The organism is Desulfobacula toluolica Tol2, assembly GCF_000307105.1.
In the GTDB taxonomy this organism is placed as follows: Bacteria; Desulfobacterota; Desulfobacteria; order Desulfobacterales; family Desulfobacteraceae; genus Desulfobacula; species Desulfobacula toluolica.
The window spans coordinates 2,185,734-2,206,861 of sequence record NC_018645.1 but is presented as its reverse complement, the minus strand read 5'-3'; the positions used below and the strand labels follow the sequence as shown (position 1 = coordinate 2,206,861).

Annotated in this window: 18 protein-coding genes; 3 read left to right on the top strand and 15 right to left on the bottom strand. The window is 37.7% G+C overall.

From position 1 onward, the window contains the following. Window positions 1-10: 10 nt before the first annotated feature. The 7 genes from qrcA to hemL form a co-directional block, all read right to left on the bottom strand. The gene (gene qrcA / locus TOL2_RS10160; protein WP_014957385.1) at window positions 11-682 is read right to left on the bottom strand and encodes a menaquinone reductase multiheme cytochrome c subunit QrcA; all 672 of its coding nucleotides are present in this window, start codon (window positions 680-682) and stop codon (window positions 11-13) included. Between the two features lie 208 nt (window positions 683-890). Continuing rightward, complete coding sequence (gene ccsB / locus TOL2_RS10155; RefSeq protein WP_014957384.1) at window positions 891-1,724, bottom strand: c-type cytochrome biogenesis protein CcsB; 834 nt, start codon at window positions 1,722-1,724, stop codon at window positions 891-893. A 5-nt stretch (window positions 1,725-1,729) separates the two neighbouring features. Next, entirely contained in the window at window positions 1,730-3,091 is a 1,362-nt protein-coding gene (resB, locus tag TOL2_RS10150) for a cytochrome c biogenesis protein ResB (RefSeq protein WP_148278095.1), read from the bottom strand. A gap of 230 nt (window positions 3,092-3,321) precedes the next feature. After that, on the bottom strand, window positions 3,322-3,759 hold the full coding sequence (locus tag TOL2_RS10145; RefSeq protein WP_014957382.1) for a bacteriohemerythrin: 438 nt from the start codon (window positions 3,757-3,759) through the stop codon (window positions 3,322-3,324). Further along, a complete protein-coding gene (locus TOL2_RS10140; protein WP_041279409.1) occupies window positions 3,756-3,956 on the bottom strand; it encodes a hypothetical protein in 201 nt (66 codons plus the stop codon). The genes TOL2_RS10145 and TOL2_RS10140 overlap by 4 nt, the downstream gene beginning before the upstream one ends. Beyond that, window positions 3,953-5,338, bottom strand: a complete 1,386-nt coding sequence (mpl, locus tag TOL2_RS10135; RefSeq protein ID WP_014957381.1) for a UDP-N-acetylmuramate:L-alanyl-gamma-D-glutamyl-meso-diaminopimelate ligase — start codon at window positions 5,336-5,338, stop codon at window positions 3,953-3,955. Before mpl ends, TOL2_RS10140 begins: the two co-directional genes overlap by 4 nt. Before the next feature lie 6 nt (window positions 5,339-5,344). Beyond that, window positions 5,345-6,628: a glutamate-1-semialdehyde 2,1-aminomutase gene (hemL, locus tag TOL2_RS10130; protein WP_014957380.1), complete on the bottom strand. Its 1,284-nt coding sequence runs from the start codon at window positions 6,626-6,628 to the stop codon at window positions 5,345-5,347. A 491-nt stretch (window positions 6,629-7,119) separates the two neighbouring features. Here hemL and TOL2_RS10120 point away from each other — a divergent pair, with 491 nt between their 5' ends. Both TOL2_RS10120 and TOL2_RS10115 read left to right on the top strand, forming a co-directional pair. Continuing rightward, on the top strand, window positions 7,120-7,350 hold the full coding sequence (locus tag TOL2_RS10120) for a hypothetical protein (protein WP_014957379.1): 231 nt from the start codon (window positions 7,120-7,122) through the stop codon (window positions 7,348-7,350). A gap of 6 nt (window positions 7,351-7,356) precedes the next feature. Next, window positions 7,357-9,180, top strand: coding sequence for an ABC-F family ATP-binding cassette domain-containing protein (locus TOL2_RS10115; RefSeq protein WP_014957378.1), 1,824 nt, complete (start codon window positions 7,357-7,359; stop codon window positions 9,178-9,180). Between the two features lie 8 nt (window positions 9,181-9,188). Here the strand turns inward: TOL2_RS10115 and TOL2_RS10110 are convergent, their stop codons facing one another. Next, a complete protein-coding gene (locus tag TOL2_RS10110; RefSeq protein ID WP_014957377.1) occupies window positions 9,189-10,205 on the bottom strand; it encodes a tetratricopeptide repeat protein in 1,017 nt (338 codons plus the stop codon). A 31-nt stretch (window positions 10,206-10,236) separates the two neighbouring features. Beyond that, window positions 10,237-12,183 carry a class I adenylate cyclase gene (locus TOL2_RS10105; protein ID WP_269764202.1) on the bottom strand — a complete coding sequence of 649 codons (1,947 nt, stop codon included), beginning with the start codon at window positions 12,181-12,183 and terminating at the stop codon, window positions 10,237-10,239. 170 nt (window positions 12,184-12,353) lie between these two features. On the opposite strand from TOL2_RS10105, the gene TOL2_RS10100 reads away from it, so the two are divergent. Beyond that, entirely contained in the window at window positions 12,354-13,361 is a 1,008-nt protein-coding gene (locus TOL2_RS10100) for an HDOD domain-containing protein (protein WP_014957375.1), read from the top strand. A gap of 4 nt (window positions 13,362-13,365) precedes the next feature. On the opposite strand, the gene TOL2_RS10095 is transcribed toward TOL2_RS10100, so the two are convergent. From TOL2_RS10095 to serC, 6 genes are all read right to left on the bottom strand, one after another. Next, on the bottom strand, window positions 13,366-13,857 hold the full coding sequence (locus TOL2_RS10095) for a cyclic nucleotide-binding domain-containing protein (protein ID WP_014957374.1): 492 nt from the start codon (window positions 13,855-13,857) through the stop codon (window positions 13,366-13,368). A gap of 66 nt (window positions 13,858-13,923) precedes the next feature. Next, window positions 13,924-14,091, bottom strand: coding sequence for a hypothetical protein (locus TOL2_RS25145; RefSeq protein WP_173391122.1), 168 nt, complete (start codon window positions 14,089-14,091; stop codon window positions 13,924-13,926). Window positions 14,092-14,123: 32 nt separating this feature from the next. Continuing rightward, window positions 14,124-14,834: a 16S rRNA (uracil(1498)-N(3))-methyltransferase gene (locus tag TOL2_RS10090; protein WP_014957373.1), complete on the bottom strand. Its 711-nt coding sequence runs from the start codon at window positions 14,832-14,834 to the stop codon at window positions 14,124-14,126. A 1-nt stretch (window position 14,835) separates the two neighbouring features. Next, window positions 14,836-18,429: a DUF3683 domain-containing protein gene (locus TOL2_RS10085; protein WP_014957372.1), complete on the bottom strand. Its 3,594-nt coding sequence runs from the start codon at window positions 18,427-18,429 to the stop codon at window positions 14,836-14,838. A 5-nt stretch (window positions 18,430-18,434) separates the two neighbouring features. Further along, complete coding sequence (gene serA, locus TOL2_RS10080) at window positions 18,435-20,015, bottom strand: phosphoglycerate dehydrogenase (RefSeq protein ID WP_014957371.1); 1,581 nt, start codon at window positions 20,013-20,015, stop codon at window positions 18,435-18,437. Further along, the gene (gene serC / locus TOL2_RS10075; RefSeq protein ID WP_014957370.1) at window positions 20,015-21,103 is read right to left on the bottom strand and encodes a 3-phosphoserine/phosphohydroxythreonine transaminase; all 1,089 of its coding nucleotides are present in this window, start codon (window positions 21,101-21,103) and stop codon (window positions 20,015-20,017) included. The genes serA and serC overlap by 1 nt, the downstream gene beginning before the upstream one ends. Window positions 21,104-21,128: the final 25 nt, after the last annotated feature.

Below are 21,128 nucleotides of genomic sequence, written 5' to 3'. Positions count from 1 at the left end.
TCAGGTGTTTTTACTTGTGGCACTGGAAACAATATCCCTGGTGGCCTGTTTCCTCTTTGTGACACTCTGCGCAGTCATCCATCTTCATACGATCCCAGGAATGTTTTTTAATTCCCCAGATATTTTTACCCCAGATATCACGACTATAGCCGGTAATTCTGTTCTCTTCATAGGGTCTTGAAGATGTTGATTCTCCAATCGGGCCATGACATGCTACGCAATCCATACCAGCAGCCTGGGTGTGTGCCGCATGGGAGAAAAAGACACAATCCGGTTGTTGCGAATAAATATACCATGGGATTTCTTTCTCATTTGCCACATACTCTTCTACGAACAGGGCCTCATCTTCTGTCTCACCCAATGGCTCTTCAGAATGACAATCCAGGCAGGCAGCGAGCTTGGGGATACCGGTAAAACTGCCGTCTTCTCTAAAAGAATGACAAGCATCACAATCACCGGCCTCACCAACATGAAGCGCGTGATCAAAATTAAAAGGTTGCTCTTTTTTTGAATAGAGCAATTTGGGAAACAACAGAGTACCGGATAAAAAGCATACAACAAATGCAACAATAAAAAAGATGATGCCAAGTCCTAATCCTTTATCATCTTTTGCATCTCCGGCAGTGCATTCCCCCGCACTCTCCATAGAACCATTTTCAGTTTTGTTTTCTATTTCACTCATGAAAACTCCATCAATTTAAAATGTTGATGATACGTTAACCATTTTATCCGGGCCACAATCTATCAAAGCTTTAACCCGGACTATTTCCTTTGCAGACAGTTATCTTAAACTGTTTTGCAATCACGTCCATAATTTGCGTTAATCTATATTAATATCTTGTTTTCTTGTCAAGACAAATTAAGACAACACCGGCAATGATCAAGGATGGTTAAGCGTAACTATGAAGCCCGCTAAGCAAATAATTTACTCCGAAATAAGTAAACAAAACAGCTATGAAACCGATAATGGAAACCCAGGCAAGCTTTCTGCCATACCAGCCTTTCATCATTCTTAAATGCATAAAAATAGCATAAACAAACCAGGTGATAAGAGACCAGGTTTCTTTGGGGTCCCAGCCCCAGTACTTACCCCATGCTGAATTGGCCCAGACCGCACCGGTAATAATGCCGATGGTAAGGAAAAGAAATCCGAAAACCACCATCTGATACGTCAATTCATCAATGAGTTCCCACGAAGGAAGCTTTGCAAATATGGATTTGGCATCAGGGTTTTTGGGTTTGACAAAATACATGATACTGAAACCGAAAGCTACGGCAAAACCTGAATAACCTAAAAAACAGGTAATGACATGGGCGATGAGCCAATTGCTTTTCAGTGCCGGGATTAAGGGGGAAATTTTACTGCTGATATCAGGAGAAAGGGATGCATAGGCAATGGCAAGAAATACCAGGGGAGATGCAAATACGCCGATAATACGTTCTTTGTATTTTAGTTCAACAAAAATATAAAGGATGGCAACCGTCCAGGAAAAAAACACCAGGGATTCATACATATTGGCAAAAGGTGCATGACCGTATCCCATCTGATAAGACTCGATCCACCGTAGAATGATGCCGGCGGTATTCGCCAAAAACCCTATTACCAGAACAATAAAACCAAGTTTTGAAAGGACTTGCTTTTTAAAGGTAAAAGACCCGATATAAAAAACCGAGGCCAGCGCATAAATAAATGTTGCAGACGATAATGCAAGAGAACTATTCATAAGAATTACTTATCCTTTAATTTTGTTACAATTTTTTGAATTTTAAGTTTCATTCCCTGGCGGTTTCGATTGGTGCTGCCTGAAACAAAAACCTTTGAACCATTGCCTTGGGAGGATTTAATTTCAATATAACAGGACTGATGCGACATAAAAAAAGTAATCCAGCATCCGATAATCATCAGGATAAAGCCTGAATAAACATACCATATTCCAGGATCTTTGGTAATCTGAAGACCTGTATAGTATTTTTTTTCAAATTCTTTGATGACAAAGGCAAAGGTCCCTTTTCTCATCTTATCAAAAGTCGGGAATTTGACGGGAATACCAATTTGAAAACTTTTGCCGTCATTTTGTGTGATTCTTCCTATAAATGCTTCTCCAAGATTATGACCTCTGAAATCAAAATGGGGCAAAAACCCTTCAAGCTTGAATAATCCCTGGTCCTGGGGCAATTGAATTTCATCTCCGATTTTTACGATTTTGCTTGTAACATGGTTGTCAGAATGTTGGATCATATCAAGCTGGACCCTGTCCGGTTTAGCCGTGCCGTAAGAGGATTGAAAAATATTGATGCCTTTGTATCTGAGAGGATGATTGACAAGGATATCTTTGGTAAAGCTTTCTTTGCCGTTCTCAATTATCGTCAAATTTGATTTAAACTCTTCAGGTGCGCCTGTATCATAAAATTTAACATCAAAGTCATTACACCGGATGGAAAAATCAAGTTTTACCGGCACTCTTTTTTTAACGACAAAAACCGTGTCAGAGGTTTCTCCCTCATCCAATTGCAGGTTGGCCTTGAATCCAAAAACAGACCCGATTAATGCCCCGATGAGCAACAAAAGAATACTGGAATGAACTACATACACACCAATTCTTGTCCACCTTCCTTTTTCCGCATACATCATTATCCCGGTGTCGTTTTTCTCTTTAATGACTTTTCCAATTGTTTTGAATAAAACGCTTTCATAAGCTTCGGACAAGGATGAAGCATCTTTATCAACCGTAAAAGCTTCACAATTTTTCAGTTTCCTGAATCGTTCAGGATTAAATGTAATTTTTTTGGGAAAAATAATTTTCCATGTAAAGGAAAGCCTTTCAATTGAACACACAACTATATTGATACACAGCATAAAGATCAGGGCAAGAAACCACCATGCATTATACATATCATCAATATTTAAAACCTTAATCAGTTTATAAAACGCTTCGCCATAAAGTTTTACATATTGCTGGCCTGTTCCATTCTGAAGGATAACCGTTCCGATAATAGATGTGCTGGCAAGAAGCACAAGCAGATAAACGGTCAGTTTTACAGAACAAAAAAACCGCCAGATTAATTCGGGAATTGTTTGATTTTTTTTCAAAATTTTTTCTTTCTTTCTTGTTTGTTTTTTTTCGATACGATAAAGGGCCGTCAAAGTTTTTTTGATTAACTAAAAAAAACAGTCGTTATCATCATTTTATAATCACGGCTATAGCCATGACAATCAGGTTAAAACTCTTTTTTGTATATCAAAATTATCCTTTGTCCGCAAAATATTTTCACATACATGATTAATTGATAATGTTCCGTATTCCCAAATTAAAAAAGCTTTTAATTTTTACGTTTTGAGTCTTCTATATACTTATCAATTCTTAAAAACGGAATATACAAAGAATCCAAAGTAAGGATATGATCTATCAACCAGTCTCTTAATTCTTTTATGACCTCACCTGTTAAATTTCCAATATCGTCGGAAATCTCTCGCCGCAAAGTGATGGATGCCTTGGTAAATTGGCGATGTGCCTTTGCATGGGCTCCGAAGTCAGGATATCCTTTTTTTTTCAAGTATCTTTCTTCTGAACTGAAATAAAATTTACTGTATTCGTTTATATCGGAAATCATATTGATACAGTCTTTGTTGTCTGTTTTTGTTTTTTTCATGTCAATCAACTGGTTGAACAATTCAAACATCTTTTTCTGATGCACATCTATTTCTTCAATATCAACGCTATATTTGGGGTCCCACTCTATTTTTTCAATATCAATCATTTTTTATCTCCTTTTATTCTTCTTTCAAAAAACATTGTTCCCAAAACAGCTATAGAAATAATAATGGCAACTAAGACTGCAAAATTAAACCCACTATCGCCAAATTTTGGATAAATCAAAAAAGGAACAATATATAAATATAACACCATATGAAAGATACCAATTCCAATAATACGAAATATGATCTTTTTTTTCATTCAATAGACTCAAGTAATTTGTTGTGAATATTATCAAATCCGCCATTTGACATGATTAAAACAAGATCGTTACTTCTTAATTCAGGCTTCAAGAAATTTATAACTGCATCACTGTTTTCAAAATGATATGCCGATATCCCCTTTGTCTCTATGTCTGCCACAAGTTTTCGGGTGGAAAATTTTTCTTTTTCAGGTATATTTTTTTTAACTCCCGGCTCACAAACACACACCATATCTGCATCCAAAAATGAATCAGGATAGATATCTTGAAAAACATTTCGCATGCTTGTGTTTGTTCTGGGTTCAAACACTGCAATCACCCTGCCGTCTTTATAGAATGGTTTTACCGCCTTAATGGTTTCTCTGACTGCTGTGGGGTGATGGGCAAAATCATCCATTACCGTAATACCGTGTTTTATGCCCCTAACCTCCTGTCGTCTTTTGATGCCGGAAAAAGTTTTCAAAGCACGGCATACGATTTGATCATTAATGCCGATCCTATGGGCTGCAGCAATGCAGGCAAGACAATTAAACAGGTTATGCCGGCCAACCAGGTCTGTTTCAACACAAATGGCTTTATCAGGCCCTTGAACATCAAAAAAAGTTTTTGATGTTTTTTGCATATGATTTGAAAAAGACCATTGACCCTTATTTCCGTAGGTCTCAACAGATGCTTTTGAAGCGGCAAGAATCTGATTTAAATTGTCATTGTTATCAAATGCGATGATATGACTGGTTTTTTCGTTTTTTTTTACAAACTTTGAAAAAACTTTCTTGATATGATCAATGCCTGTAAAAATATCTGCATGATCAAATTCAATTCCTGTCATGATGGTTATGTCGGGATCATAATGCATAAACTTGGGCCCTTTATCAAAAAAAGCCGTGTCATATTCATCCCCCTCAATCACCATATACTCACCATTTCCTATCCTGAAACTTGAATTAAAATCCTTTAAAATACCTCCGATCATAAAAGACGGGTCCATTCCCGCCTCAAACAGAATATGAGCCATGATGGACGAGGTGGTTGTTTTCCCGTGGGTTCCCGTCACCAGAATGATTTTCTTATCCTTTGCAATAAACTTATTCACGGCCTGGGGCATTGATATATAGGGAATTTTTTTTTTTAATACTGCCTGGGCTTCAAGATTTTGCCGTGTTATTGCATTGCCGATAACCACAAGATCAGGCGAATGATCCAGATTTGCCTCATCATATCCTTCAAAAAGCTTGACCCCCTTGTCTGCTAAAAAATCACTCATGGGCGGATAAACATTCTGGTCGGAACCTGATATTGAATATCCCATATCCTTTAAAATGCAGGCAAGGGTTCCCATTCCGGTGCCGCAGGCGGCAATCAAATGTATTTTTTTTACCATGTCAGGTTACAAAGCTGCCATTGCCTGCTGTGCAGCTGCAATGGTCTTATCAATATCATCATCAGAATGGGCCAGGGACAAAAAGCAGGCTTCAAATTGTGATGGTGCAAGGTATACCCCTTTTTCAAGCATGATCCGATAAAATTTTGCAAATTGTTCCAAATCACATTTTTTAGCATCATCAAAATTATGAACATCTTCTCCTGTAAAAAAGAATCCTGCCATGGAACCGATATGGCCTGTTTTCAAGCTGATGTTGTTATCGTCCGCAGCAGACTGTAAACCGGTCATCAATTTTTCTGTTTTATCATCCAGGGCTTTGTAAACACCTTTTTTCTTAAGCTCCGTCAAAGTGGCAATTCCTGCTGCCATTGCCAGAGGATTGCCGGAAAGAGTTCCTGCCTGGTACACGGTTCCCACGGGTGCGATATGATCCATTATCTCTTTGCGGCCGCCATAGGCCCCGACAGGCAAGCCACCGCCAATAATTTTTCCAAAGCAGGACAGATCCGGTGTTATGCCAAACAGACCCTGGGCAGATCCTCTTGCAACCCTGAATCCTGTCATCACCTCATCAAAGATAAGAAGTGACCCAAATTTTGATGTAACTTCCCGCAAGGTTTCAAGAAAACCTTTTACAGGAGGCACCATACCCATATTACCGGCAACAGGTTCAACAATGACGCAGGCAACTTTGTCTCCCTTTTCTTCCATTATTTTTACAAACCCATCAATGTCATTGAATTTCAAAGACAATGTATTTGAAATAACTGACTTGGGTATACCGGGGCTTCCCGGGATATTCAGTGTTGCAATCCCGGACCCTGCTGCTACAAGAAGGGTGTCGGCATGACCATGATAACAGCCGTCAAATTTTATAATTACGTCCCTGCCGGTATATCCGCGGGCAAGACGAACCGCACTCATGGTTGCTTCCGTGCCTGAATTAACCATTCTTATTTTTTCCACAGAAGGCACAAGTTCTACCACAAGACGGGCAAGATCTGTTTCAAGTTCAGTTGGCGCACCAAAACTGGTCCCGGTTTCAATTACCTTTTTCAAGGCTTTGATAACACAAGGCGGTCGGTGTCCTAAAATCAAAGGACCCCAGGAAAGCACATAATCAATATATTCATTTGCATCAGCATCATAAACCCTGCTCTGGTTTCCTTTTTCTATGAACACTGGCCGGCCACCGACAGATCCACAAGCTCTTACCGGGGAGTTTACCCCTCCCGGTATTAAATCCAGAGCTTGTTTAAAAAGGTTTTCTGATTTTGCTGTAGACATATTTTTCCCCTTCATTTAAAAAAACTTAAATTTCATCATCATAAACAAATGAATATATCAAACCTGGAATTAAAGGGTCAACCGCTTTTTTGTAACCCATCCTTTCGAAAAAACGAAATAAAAATTTAACTGCCCGGGCAGGCTACTGATATCACCGTAAACAGGACGACTCAAACAGACACATAAAAGATAAAATAATAAAACTGTGGATGAAAATGGCAGGAACTTAAGCCAGGACACCCAGGGTAATGCCTCGCCGACAGCAGCAATTAATAATAAACCATTGTTTTATAAAAAGGATCTTACGAGAATCTTTCCCCTTGACTTTATTTTAAACCCCAATCTTGCCCAGGTTACCTTTTCCCCAAAACAAATAAGTCAGGCTGTGGATTTTTAAAAAGCAAATAGATTTGATTTTTCAGCATCAACACTGTAGAATCAGCCCCCTGATGTTGCAATTATAAAACATGACAAAAGGAAAATATTTCTTTATGAAATACAGGTGGTGGTTTTTTCAGGTTATAATGACGCTGGTTTCTATTTTTTTTCTGATCTTTGGATTGGATCTGTTAATCAGTGCCTATTCTTTGAATAATCCTTTTAATTTTATTATGACTTTTTTTGCAGCAAGTTTTATTATTTTGATTAGTTTAACCCTGATGATCAGTTTTTTAATTAAAATGATCCGGGTCTACCGTCATATTAAAAACAATACCAATTAATAACTTATGAGTCTAATTTTCAGCCTTAAAAACATTTCAAAAACCTATGGAGATGACACCCTTTTTCAGAGCCTGTCCATTGATTTTAAATCAAATGAACAGCTTGGGCTTATCGGAATGAACGGATCGGGTAAATCAACGCTGTTAAAACTCATTGCCGGTCAAACCCAACCCGACACTGGTGAGTTGATAACAAAAACAGGCTTAAGATTTATCTATCTGCCACAAGAAGATCAGCTTAATCCGGATCAGACAGTGGAACAACTCTTATACGACAGTATTAAAGACAGCACTTTTGATGATAAACAGCGCCATAAAATTGTTCAAAAATTATTGGGAAAAGGCAAATTTGTCGATCCGACCATGACGTCAAAACAATTGTCGGGCGGATGGAAAAAAAAATTAGCAATTACCAGGGCCCTTTGCTGTAAACCTGATATTCTTTTATTGGACGAACCAACCAATCATCTTGATATTAACGGTATTTTATGGCTGGAAGACATTTTAAAAACAGCTGATTTTTCATTTATCGTTGTCAGTCATGATCGAACCTTTCTTGAAAATGTATGTTTAAATGTGATGGAAATCGGCAGATATTATGCTTCCGGGTATTTTAAAATCCAGGGCCAGTATCAAAAATTTGAAAAAGAGAGAAATAAATTTTTAGATGCCCAACAAAAAAAACAGATCTCTTTAGCTGGCAAAATGAGACGAGAGGATGAATGGCTCAGACAAGGCCCCAAAGCCAGAAGCACCAAAGCAAAATATCGAATTGAACAGGCCCAAAAACTGAGAATGGAATTGTTTGCCTTAAAAGACAGGAATAAAAATACAGCCAAGGTGGAGATTGACTTTCACGCAACAGGCAGACAGACTAAAAAACTGTTACGGGCCTATAATCTGAAAAAAAACATGGATGGGAAAAATTTATTTTCTGATCTTACCTTTGAAATCGGTCCCGGATTTTGCCTTGGAGTTGTTGGAGAAAACGGCAGCGGAAAGTCTACGTTCTTATCCATCCTTGAAAAAAAAATCCTGCCTGATGATGGCAAGGTCGAATGGGCACAAGACCTGAAAATATCCGTATTTGATCAAACCCGTTCAAGTCTGAATCCCCAGCACACCTTGAAACAAGCCCTCAACCCAGGCGGCTCAGACAGTGTTAATTATAAAGGCCGGTCCATCCATGTGGTAACCTGGGCAAAGCGGTTCCTGTTTATGCCGGACCAGCTTGATATGCCGGTCAAAAGTCTTTCCGGCGGTGAAAAGGCAAGGATCATAATTGCCAATATCATGCTGACCCCTTGTGATATACTTCTTCTGGACGAACCCACCAATGATCTTGATATATTGTCCCTGGAAGTCCTTGAGGATAGCATACGGCAATTTCCAGGAGCGGTTATCCTCGTTTCCCATGACCGTTACCTTATGGACAAAGTCTGCCACAAAATTTTATATCTTGATACGGCTGCACAAGCCCGTTTTTTTAAAGATTTTCAACAAATTATGAATTACCGGAAAAGCCTAACCCTGGTTCAAAAACCTGAAAAAGTTGAAAAACAGGAAAAAAACAGACAAACAAAGAAAAAACCCGCAAACATTGCGTTTTCATATAAAGACAAATATGAGTTAGACCATATTGAAGAAAAAATTCTTGAGGCTGAAGATGAGGTTGAAGGCCTGACAGCTAAAATTCAAAATCCGGAAATTATCAGTAACCCGGAAAAAATGAAGCACTATTGTTCTTTGCTCAAACAGACACAAGAACAGGTTCAAGAGCTGTATGACAGATGGGAATATCTTGAAGAAAAAAAAGCTGGCGCTGATTGAGCTTCACATTAAACCATCCCAAGGTCAATGGCCTTTATAACCTGTTTTGCTTCCTGAAATTCAGGATCTTTTTCAAGGGCTTGCTGAAAATTTTTTTTTGCTGCTGAAATGTCTTTAATATCCAGGTAGAGTCTACCAATATTATAATAAATATAGGGTTCATCCGGATGAACTTTCAAGGCTTTTTTGTATTGGGTCAGTGCAGTTTGTGGTTCACCTTTTTTTCTGTATAACACACCAAGAGTATTGAATATATTAAGTGAATTTGTCCCGGATTCAAGAACTTCATTGAGTACCTCTTCTGCAGCACCTATTTTATCCGAATCCATATATATTTCAGCTGCCTGATGCATACACTCCTCTGCCTTTGCAAAATCCCCCATGAGCTTGTAAACCCGGCCCATCTCTTCATAAGCCTTGGCAAAAAGTTTGTCCAGGCGTGTTGCCATGGAAAAAGCTTCAATTGCTTCCGTATGCTTACCCTGTAATGTTTTACAATACCCGATATTAAAATAGATTTCAGGAGCAATTTCTTTTTTTTTGATAACTGAGGTAAAAACTTCTATCGCCTTACCATATTCTTTTTTTTCTATTAATCGGATGCCTTGATTGACTGTATTTTCAGTTTTTCGGACCACAGGTGCTTTAAGCTTTTTAAGGGCAGACGGTATTTTACGGAGTATCACTTTTTCATCATAAGGTGTCACAAAAAGACCTGTTACACCTGTCTGCCCTGCTTTTATAACTTTAATTTTTGTAAATGCATTGTCTGCCAGAAAAAACGGAGTATCAAAAAGGCTGTCATCCCGTCTGATAATCTTAAGCAATGCAAGACCGGAAATTTCTTTCATTTCATAAGCTGCAATTACACAATCAATTTTTCTGTCTTTCAAAATACCCCATGCAGTATCCCCGTCATCAGCCAATAGTACATGATTAAACCCAACTGTTTTTATCATTGTGTCCAGTTGCTGCAATTTGTGCCTGTCATCATCAACTAATAAAATCTGCTTATTTTCTTCCATCCAGTCCCCTGTAATATTGTCTAAAAGCCCCCTACAATCTGTCTAAATATGGTTTTTTCTTTATGCTCATGGCAGCACTGTCCGGGCAAGCCAGTTCATAATATGCTTTTTTAAGCTGACAAACAATATCAGGATCATGGGTATCGGAAAATTGAAAAATAAACAATCTTAAATTTTCATCTGAGTACTTTAACATGAGATTTGCCATTTGGCTGCATTGCACCTGCCTGTTGTTTGTTAGTGCAAACTCGATACTGTCAAGAAATAACTCACCCCAATTATTGGAAATCAGAAACTCAGCCTTAATGATACCGGGAGTATCATAGAATAAAAGAATCATCATTTTTGACCATGATGCATCATGATCATAGCAAGAATCCGACAAGGGCTTTAAGGGCTGAAATGCCATATATAGCGTATCTGCAGTAATGGCAGTATCAGATGATTCAAACAGCAAAAAATTTGTATGAAGGCTTATGGATGCTGTTTGTCGCCGGTAAAGCTGATTTTCTAAAATCCACCCAAGAACTCCTAAGAAATTGGAATGCTTATAAATCTTATCCATTCTTTGACCGGTTTGAGTTTGAAAATTAACTTCCCATAAATTTGTTTTTTTTATGATATCCAGGCACAAAATATGTCTTCGCTTTAAATAGGTTGAACATTCACAAATTTTATCAGCACTTTTTCGCAGTCTCTCTTTTGTTTTATTTCTTAAAATAATCCAGTTTCTTTTTTCAGTTCTGCTGTCAAAACGATTATTTATCTTGCCTATTCTCCGAATAGCATAATTATACATCTGGGCAAGCCTGTTAATATATGTTTTTTCCAGAACCAGTTTTTCCGACTCTGACCAGTTTGAATACGATAACAGCTTTTTTACCTGATTTTTATTCAACTTCCATCTGAGGATATATTTATCCAGCAAATACCTTTTGGGAGTATTTTTATCAGGAAGTTTTACATCAGGATACTCGCACAACCTGAAGAAAACAGCATTTTTTATCAAAGAAAGTCCTTTGGGATCTTCAATGTCATGAAATTCAAGGATTTGATCAAAGAGAGCCTTGTAAGGATCAACTCCATAATCGTCAATCCCGGCTGTTGAATATCCCTGTTTTATTTTTTCACACAATAAAGTTTGGGGTAACTTTTGGCTGAACCCATAACAAAAAATCATTGTGGCTTTGATAACGGCTTTAATCGGATCAGCTTTGGACTTACAAATATGCCACAAAAATCCTTTTAAGACATCTTCAATGGGAATGGAAGTTATCTGTCCAAGATCAATCAAATCATCATACATGGATAAAATCTGTGCGGTTAAGCCATCCGAATTCCATATACCCGTTTTTTCCAAATCCTTTTTTCCGGGCAAAACAGACCAGACAGGAATTTTGCCGGCAATCATCAAAAATGTTCTGTAAAACTCTTCCTTTAAAAATATCTTGGGTACGGTAAGCGTTTCTTCACCCTTAAACGGAGCATAACAATTGTTTTTAATTTCCCTTTGATCCATTATAAAAAAGCTTACTTTTTGATCATATGATTCCCTGCAGTATCTCAATATGGCATCAAGTTTTTTTTCAAGGGCGTCATAGCGTTCTTTAGAAAACTTTTTTTTATCTATGATGATCCAATAATCAAAATCCGAGCCAATTGACTGTGTAAAGGTGCCGATGCTTCCGATATGATAAAATCCAAGAATTGCCGGGCTATCAATCTGATTATTTTCAATGATTGATTTTGGAAAAATTTTTGCTTTTATGATCTCATTATAGAACCCGGATTGCTCAAAATTCCAGATACCGTGAGCTGGAACCCTTGTCTCGATAAATCCCGGGTATCCTGGAGAATTAATGTGCAGCAAAAACGGTATTTTTATAAAAATCTCTAACTTTTTTGTGCTTAAATTACGAACAGCCTCCCGCATTCTGACCATGTTATAATTGGAAAAAGCAAAGCGGTTTTTCTCAATTTGAATTTTAAGAGCGGTTAATATGTTATTCGTTTTACCGATATCAAAGACCTTTTATGCATAAATACAAACCAATTGAAAATGGCATAAAAAAAGTCTATTATTCACACATTATATTGCTAAATACAAAGGTTTTTTAATTTTTTTTGTTTTATTAATTTGGAGAATAAATGACAGCTTGTGCAACACCTCATGCCGGTATTGAATTGGATGTAATTGATTTATCCAAAGAAAATAACCAGTCTGTTTTTCAAAGCAACTTAAACTCGAGCAACGGCAAAATAAATTATAAAGCCTTTATTAAATACATTTTAAAAAAAATGCTTGATAATACCTCGTTCTTATCATTTTCCGCTCAAATTAAAAATGTGAATCAAATATTAAAAATGAAGTACTCTTCCGCCAATGATATTGCCAATATTATTTTAAAGGATGTGGCACTTACAATCAAATTATTAAAGCTTGTAAATTCTTCATTTTATGGTCAATTTTCACACAAGGGGATTACATCAATTTCAGAAGCTATGATCATATTAGGAACACAAGAGATAAAACTTGCAGCGGCCAGCCTTAAAATTTATGACCATATGCAGGATCTTTCAAACATTAAAGTTTTAAAAATAAAAACACTCAGAGCCTTGCAACGAAGTATCATTGCCCGGCAAATAGCACTTGATGAAGATCTCAAAGATGCAGAAGCCATTCAAATCAGTGCCATGCTGTATGATTTTGGAGAATATCTGGTTGCCTTATTTTCACCAGAAATTTTTATCAAAATAGAACTGCTTGTAGACGAAAAGCACCTGACAAGGGATCAGGCTTCCAAATCCATCATTGGCATATCCTACGGCATGCTGGGAAGATTTATGGTATCAAAATGGAATTTGCCCGAGTCTATCATCCATTCCATGAAACCGGTTGAAGATATCAATGTTTTAAAAAAAGATATGACCATAGAGGAATTTAAACGCACTATCTGTGCATTCTCAAATGAATTGTGCAATATTAATTTTTCCATGGGAGATAGCCATATCAGAGAAAAAATAATCAAAATTTCAGCAAGTTATGAAAGCCGCCTTCAAATTCCGGCTTCAAAATCCGTTGAATTGTTAAAAATGTCACAGCATAAAATCATGCAGCATTCTTCCATTCTAAAAACGAATACGAAAAAAGATTAGTATCCTATTTTTCCATATAATCGACTAATTTTCCTGTGGTTTTTCTCAGGTGCTGACTGATTAATTTTGAAATTTTCCATAAAATCTGAAACCCTAACTTGGGATGGTCTTCGGCAATATCCAATAAATTTTCTTTTGAAATAAAAAAAATAATAGAATCTTCTACTGCTATGCCTGTTGCAGATCGAGGCTCACCATCCAGCAGAGCCATTTCTCCAAATGTTTGTGAATTTTTAAGTCTGGCTATCTTTTTAATTTGATCATTGTTTTTCTTAAAGATATCAATTGATCCTTTAACAATAATGCCAAGGCTTTCTTCTTTTTGTCCTTCCTTGAAAATAACCGCACCTTTTTTTGCACTTACCGGATGGATATAAAGGCAAATTGTACGGATGTGATCCCAGGAAAATTCATTGGCCCATTTTGTTTTTTCAAGTATCTGGGCATATCTTACATATTTTTCATAATCAATTTTTTTTTCAAATGGGTTACCCATTCATACCCCTTTAATAATGAATTCAACTGCTGACAAATTTAGAGGGTACGCACAAAACTGTCAATTTTAATCTTTAACAATAAATTCATCGAGTTTTTCAAACAAAGAATCAGGCCACACTTCAGCATAAAGAAAAATTTCTTTTTCTTCTTCAGTCAAGCTTTCTTTAATACTCGGCGGCAAGCTGTCATAGGACATCTGCCGTTCCTTATCAATTTTCTTTTTATCTTTCATATAAAAGTTCCTTGAAATAGAGTTCTTGTTTTTTAAGAATACAGCCGAGAAATCAAATATGTAACCGCTGTTTCAACCTTTAAAATTCTTTGTCCGATATGACAGGAAAAAAAACCTTGTTTTTCCAGAGTTTGCACTTCAATATCGATAAATCCCCCTTCCGGTCCAACAGCAAGGGTTATCGCCTTGTTCACACCGGACGGACAGAGAGTTGGTGTTTTAGGGTGAGCCGTCATACACAAGGTGTTTTTTGAAATCAAAGGCAGTTCCTCATTTACAAACCGGGTAAAAAATCGTTTTTGATGAATTTGAGGCAATACCGTATCCCGGCTTTGTTCCAGACCCAGAACCATCTGCTTTCTAAGATGATCTTCATTCAGCCATGGACTTTGCCAGAAACTTTTTTCCACTCTCCACGAATTGATCAGATAAATTTGTTTGACCCCCATACTGGTAACGCTTTCGATGATCCGTTTGAGCATTTTTGGCCTTGGAAGGGCTAACAAAAGGGTTAACGGCAATGGTTTTGGGGGGTCAGTATCAAGATGAATTTTCATCTCAAGAAAATCACGGGAGATTTTTGTTATCAGGCCAGTACCTATTTTATCATTTAAAAGTCCGCACGCCAGCCGATCATTTTTTGCAACCTTGTTTACCGATATGAGATGCTTAAAACGTCTTCCTTGAATAACGACATAATTCTTGTCAATAAAATCCTCATTTCCCAACAGAACAAGATTCATATCAAAATGTTACCACCTCATTTCTACGCAAAAGGCGTTTTAACTTTTTTTTCCAGTTTTTTCCGCCTTTAAGAGACGCAAGTTCCACTGCCAGATGGATTGGTTTTAATTTCAAATCATTATGCCTGCCAAGTCCCTGCAGACAGGAAGGGCAATTGGTGAGTATCGTATGAAATGAATTTTCCTTCATTCCTTTTTTAATGGCATCTTTTTTTCGATCCAGCATGCCATTGCTGATATCCGGCCTTGAAAGCGCAAGGGTCCCGGCTTCAGAGCAGCAATATGGAATTTTTTGAATAACATTGTCCGTGCAGCAAGATTTCAACAAATCCAGTGCAGTGTCGTTTAAAGAATCGTGACAGGGTGCATGATATAAATAATTTTTATGTAATTCAAATGTATCATCACTTTTGAGTATATATTCTGAAATATCTTGAATGGAACAGTCAAATATACTGGAAACATCAATTTCCTTGAGCGATTCCATACATGTTCCGCAGCTGATAATACAGGCATCAAAGGTAAACTCCCTGAACATATCTCTTATCTGGCTTAAAATAATAATATTTTCAAGGGTAATCCTTTCATAGTCATCCCGTTTGGCATTGACCAAAAAAGGATAGCCGCAACACATGTATGAAGGAGGTAAAATAACCCTGTTATGATTTTCCAGCAATAAAAAAATAGAAGCCATTGATATTTTTGAAAATATCCGTTCACTTCCGCATCCGGGAAAATAAAAAACAGTTGTGTGAGCTTCACCTTCTGGTTCAAGAATAATGGCCTGGTTTTTATTGGTATTGGGTAACAGCCTGCTTAAGGCTTTACCTTCCGGTTTTGCCACAGGTGTCCGAAGCAACTGAAAATTTCTTGTCTGCTTCAACCCCTTAACATTCTTCAACGGCGATAAAACAGTTGCTGCTGTCCTTTGAACCCTTGCACCAATACCCAGAAGGGCGGTTCTCAAAACAGGATTTAAAATTTTATTTTTAGTTGAAAGATATTTCAAAGTTATATTAGTTGATATGGGTGTATGCTTGAATCCAATATTATCAAGGATTTCACGCTCTTTGATGGCAATATTTCCAGAATCAATATTAACGGGACATTCAGTAAAACACTTGTGGCAAATGGTACAATGATCGGCAATCTGTTCAATATTTTTTAAAACTTTAAAACCAGTGGATTGTGTTCTCTGGGTTATATACAGCAATGCCTCTATCAATGCACCAATGGATAGATTCTTATTTCTCGGATGAAAAAACATATTTTTGGCCGGAACAAATACCGGACACTTGGGTTTGCATCTTCCACACCGTACGCAATTGGCAATATTAATGGCAAGTTCTGACAAAGACCCGTGTTTTAAAATCCTGGCTTCAAGTTCCAGCAGATTCAAAGAAGGGGTAAACACCTTTTCAATAATATCCGGTTCAAAAAGCTTGTTAGGGTTCATTAATCCGTTAGGATCAATTTTCTTTCTATAATCGGTAAACTCGTCTATTGTTTCCTGGTCAAGATGTTTAAATTTTGTAATGCCAATTCCATGTTCACCTGAAACAACTCCTTTCAAGCTAATGGTTTTTTCCATTATTTTGTCAGCTGTTTGATTGGCTCTTTCCATCATTTGGCGGTCATTGGGTAAAACAGGAATATTAACATGAACATTTCCATCACCCGCATGCATATGGGTAGCAATGACAATCAGCCGTGACTTGGTTTCTTCATAGATCCTGTTCACATTATCAATTACAAGCGTATAACCTCGCAGATTGCCAATGACTTCCCGGTAAAAATTTTTAGAATGGATATAGGCTTCAAGAGCGTCTCTGGAAGCAATATCCAGTTTTTTTCTTGTTTTATAGGCAAGATCCTTTGCCTGCCCTACCCTTTTTTGCAATAATTCAGGATCTGATAAAGGAATTGCCGTATCCAGATAATGAACAATATTTTGAATGATCTGGGTCTGGTTGAATTTTTTTTCTTCAATATTATACTGATCCACAAATTTTGCAAACTCAGCCAATGAATCAATGGGCAAAACAATATCTTCATTTAATTTAAATGCATTGGTATGGGCGGCGATTGCTCCTAAACGTTTCCTGTCCTGCCAGAACCTTTTGGATTGCCTGTCATTTTCGGCAATACTCAAACCGGTTTTGTCATATGGCTCAAGAATTTTTTCAAGGGTATCAACCCCAGTTTGCAGCCGAAGTTGATCATTGGAAACCATATCTACGAGAAGAACCGCAATAAGCCTTGTTCCCACGGATGTTTTGGTTTTATAATTAATGGCTTTAACATACTCTTCATCAAAATGTTCCAGTGCCATCAAAGCCGGATCATGATTTGCAAATGCCTTACATATATCAGCAATAACAAGCCCTGCCTGGCTCATATCATTGCCGAAAAACTCAATGCAGAATGTCTTTTTAAATTTAAATTCAGGATATAAAATAAATCTGGCAGAAGTTATGATCCCGTCACAACCCTCTTTTTGAAGTCCAAAAAGCCCGTTCAAGGTCTTATTGGTAACATCTTTGCCAAGACCTTTTTTACGCATTTGATTTCCGTTTATGGTAACCGTATGGCTCAACTGACCGTCTTCATGATAAATATCAAACACAACAATATCTTCGGGAAGTGTTTTTCTCAAGGGATGATCTTTTCGTTTGACCGTATAGGATACCGCATCCGGCATGGTAATTTTATAGGAGAGGACATTATCAATTGCAGTGCCATACAATACAGCAGTTTTCCCACCTGCATTTTCCGCAAGATTCCCGCCAATGGTGCATGCCCATGAACTGGTCGGGTCTGTAGCAAAGATAAGTCCGTGTTTTTTTGCCGCTGCCATAGCATCCTGTGTAATGACACCTGCCTCAAGAGTAATAGCAGCATACGGGATATTGTTTTTATCTTTTTCATACTCAATATCTGAAATTTTATTCAATTTTTCAGTATTGAGCATAACACAGGTTTGGGTCAACGGAGTTGCTCCTCCGGTCAAACCGGTGCCGCCTCCCCTTGGTATAATATGAAGTCCCAGGCTTTCAATTTTTTTTACAAGGCTTGGCACCTGGGATTCTTTATCAGGACGCAGAACTGCAAGCGGCATATAAAGACGCCAGTCAGTCGCATCGGTTGCATGGGCAAGAATATTAAACGGATCAAAATAAATATTGCCTTTACCTATAATAGGCGACAACTGCTTTAAAATTTTATTCTGATAAGAACGGATGGTTTTGATTTTTTTTGCAAGTCTTTTCAGTTCAAGTCTGCACTGTTCCAGAACCACAAGAACATCTTCTTGCTGAACACGATTTCCAATCAAGTCAAGGTCATTTTTAAACTCATGAAACAAGCGTTTTTTGAGCAATGGGTCCTCAACAAGTTCCTGAAAAAGAAACGGATTCCTCTGGATAATAAACAAATCACCCATAAATCTGTGCAAAAGCCTGGAGGATCTGCCGGTATCTTTTTGAAACTCCAGTTTTTTAATGACTTGGAGCAGATCAAATCCGAAAAGATGTTTAATTATCTGATCATCGTCGGCTGAAGTGTAATTATAGGGTATTTTCCTTGTTAAATCCATAATTGCTACAATTCAAAGGTTTTCATACTGATAACAAGTTCCAGGTCTTCGATTTCCTTTATAACCTCAGGCGGAACCGGTGTATCTGTTTCCAAAAATATAATATTCCTGTCCCCATCCTCTTCTCTGCCCACCATCATACGGCAAATATTGATATTATGTTTTCCAAGGGTGATGCCCATTGAACCTATGGAGCCAGGCTTGTCAAGATTATGAATTAATCCAAGATGCCCTTCTGGAATAACCTCTAAGCGAAATTTATTAATTCTGACAATCCTGGCATCATCCTTGCCGAAAATAGTGCCCTCAAGAAGATTGGTTTCTTCGTCTGTGACTGCGGTTACCCTGATAAGATTTAAAAAATTACCGGCTTCCTTGGACGTAGATTCTGAAATTTTAATTCCCATTTCATTGGCAAAGGTAATTGCGTTAACCGAATTAACCTCATCTTGAACAAAATGGGCAAGCAATGCATTGATGGCGGATATGGTAACGGGTTTAAGGTCCAGATCAGGAAATTTTCCGATATATTCAATGTCCAGTTGCCTTATGCCGCCTTTTGTAATCTGTGCCATCATCTTACCCATTTTTCCTGCAAGATACAAAAAGGGTTTAAGCTCTTTTAACAATTCACCGGAAACCGATGGAACATTGACTGCATTCATAACAGTACCATGCAACAAATAAGCAATAATCTGATTTGCTGCAGCCACTGCCACATTTGTCTGGGCTTCTTTGGTAAATGCTCCTATATGGGGAGTTGCAATGACCTGGTCAAGCTTTAATAATGGATGATCCCCTGGAGGTTCCGTGGAAAAAACATCCAAAGCAGCACCGGCAACCGTACCTGACAAGACAGCATCATAAAGGGCAGACTCATTAACAATTCCACCGCTGGCACAATTGATGATCATGACGCCTTTTTTCATCTTGTTAAAGGCCTCAAAATCCAGCAAATCAATGGTGGTATCAATTTTCGGAACATGGATGGAGATATAATCAGAGCGTTCATACAATTGCTCCAAAGAAACATATTCAAACCCGGCCTTTTTAATATGTTCCGAAGAAATATTGGGATCAAAGACAATAACTTTCATTCTCAAGCCTTTTGCAAGGCTTGCCACTCTGGAGCCGATATTGCCAAAACCTATCACACCAAAAATCTTGTTGCAGATTTCCGTTCCCTGAAGCAAATGTTTTTCCCATTTTCCAGCTTTCATAGACTGAGTGCCCCTTGGAATATTCCGGCTCATTGCCATCATCATGGCAATGGCATGCTCTGCTGAAGTCACTGTATTTCCACCCGGGGTGTTCATCACTGCCACACCCTTTTTAGTGGCTTCGTCAATATCCACATTATCAAGACCAATCCCGGCTCTTGCAATCACTTTAAGACGGGTTGCCGCATCAAGGATTTCTTTGGTCACTTTTGTTTCACTTCGGATTGCCAACGCATCATATTCGCCAATGATTTGTTTTAACTCATCCTTTGTCAAATCTGTCTTTACATCAACATCAATGCCTTCTTGCAGTTGAAATATTTCAACGCCTGCCTCCCCTATATTATCGCTGACAAGAACTTTCATTATGTATTCTCCTTTTCAAAGGATTCCATAAATTCAATTAACGCTGTAATACTCTCCATGGTTGCTGCATTGTAAATGGATGCTCTGCAACCGCCAACCGATTTGTGCCCTTTGAGTCCTCCAAAGCCTTTTTCAGTGGCTTGGGCTATAAATTTTTTTTCCAATTCATTGCTTGGCAACCGGAAGGTTACATTCATTAAAGACCGCGAAGATTTTTCCACAGTTGTTTTATAAATGGAACTTGTATCAATAAAATCATACAAAAGACCGGCCTTTTTAATATTATATTGTTCCATTTTTTCAAGTCCGCCCATTTCTTGCTCAATCCATTTCAACACAAGATTAATGGTATATATTCCAAAACAAGGAGGTGTGTTATACATGGAATTTTTATATGCATAGGTAGAATATTTCAACATGGTTGGCAAATCAGTATTGGCCGCATCCAGCATATCTTTTCTGATAATAACCATGCAGGTTCCTGACGGTCCAAGATTTTTTTGAGCCCCGGCATAGATCAATCCGAATTTATCCATATCAAGGGGACGCGAACAAATATCTGAAGACATATCACAGATAATGGGAACTGTGTTTGTATCCGGAAATTGCTGAAACTGTGTTCCCTTAATGGTATTGTTTGACGTCATGTGAACATACTTGGCATTGCCTGAAAACTTGATATTGTTTGGAATATATGAAAAATCCTTGTCTTCCGAAGATGCCACAACACAATACTTCTTTTTTTGAATCTGAGCTTCTTTTATGGCTTTTGTTGACCAGGTACCGGTATTGATATAATCTGCCGTATCATTTTCAGATAAAAAATTCATAGGAATCATGGCAAATTGAAAAGAAGCTCCGCCTTGTAAAAAAAGGACATGAAACCGGTTATCAAGTTTTAAAAGCCTTTTTGTCCTATCAACGGCATCATTGATAACATCATCAAAATAAGAAGACCTGTGACTGATTTCCGTGATAGACATACCAGATTGATTAAAATTCAAAAAAGAAGACCTTATTTCTTCCAGAACAGGTAAAGGCAAAGCAGCAGGTCCGGCATTGAAATTAAAAATTCGTTTGTCTGTCATCGTTTTCCTTTTGTTTTAATAAGTT

Coding starts and splice junctions, on each gene's coding strand:
- TOL2_RS10110 (WP_014957377.1), bottom strand. CDS start 10,205: ATGGAAGAAAATAAGCAGATTTTATTAGTTGATGATGACAGGCACAAA.
- TOL2_RS10085 (WP_014957372.1), bottom strand. CDS start 18,429: ATGGATTTAACAAGGAAAATACCCTATAATTACACTTCAGCCGACGAT.
- TOL2_RS10095 (WP_014957374.1), bottom strand. CDS start 13,857: ATGGGTAACCCATTTGAAAAAAAAATTGATTATGAAAAATATGTAAGA.
- ccsB (WP_014957384.1), bottom strand. CDS start 1,724: ATGAATAGTTCTCTTGCATTATCGTCTGCAACATTTATTTATGCGCTG.
- serA (WP_014957371.1), bottom strand. CDS start 20,015: ATGAAAGTTCTTGTCAGCGATAATATAGGGGAGGCAGGCGTTGAAATA.
- serC (WP_014957370.1), bottom strand. CDS start 21,103: ATGACAGACAAACGAATTTTTAATTTCAATGCCGGACCTGCTGCTTTG.
- hemL (WP_014957380.1), bottom strand. CDS start 6,628: ATGTCTACAGCAAAATCAGAAAACCTTTTTAAACAAGCTCTGGATTTA.
- qrcA (WP_014957385.1), bottom strand. CDS start 682: ATGAGTGAAATAGAAAACAAAACTGAAAATGGTTCTATGGAGAGTGCG.
- mpl (WP_014957381.1), bottom strand. CDS start 5,338: ATGGTAAAAAAAATACATTTGATTGCCGCCTGCGGCACCGGAATGGGA.
- TOL2_RS10115 (WP_014957378.1), top strand. CDS start 7,357: ATGAGTCTAATTTTCAGCCTTAAAAACATTTCAAAAACCTATGGAGAT.
- TOL2_RS10100 (WP_014957375.1), top strand. CDS start 12,354: ATGACAGCTTGTGCAACACCTCATGCCGGTATTGAATTGGATGTAATT.
- TOL2_RS10120 (WP_014957379.1), top strand. CDS start 7,120: ATGAAATACAGGTGGTGGTTTTTTCAGGTTATAATGACGCTGGTTTCT.
- TOL2_RS10090 (WP_014957373.1), bottom strand. CDS start 14,834: ATGAATCTTGTTCTGTTGGGAAATGAGGATTTTATTGACAAGAATTAT.
- TOL2_RS10140 (WP_041279409.1), bottom strand. CDS start 3,956: ATGAAAAAAAAGATCATATTTCGTATTATTGGAATTGGTATCTTTCAT.
- TOL2_RS10145 (WP_014957382.1), bottom strand. CDS start 3,759: ATGATTGATATTGAAAAAATAGAGTGGGACCCCAAATATAGCGTTGAT.
- TOL2_RS25145 (WP_173391122.1), bottom strand. CDS start 14,091: ATGAAAGATAAAAAGAAAATTGATAAGGAACGGCAGATGTCCTATGAC.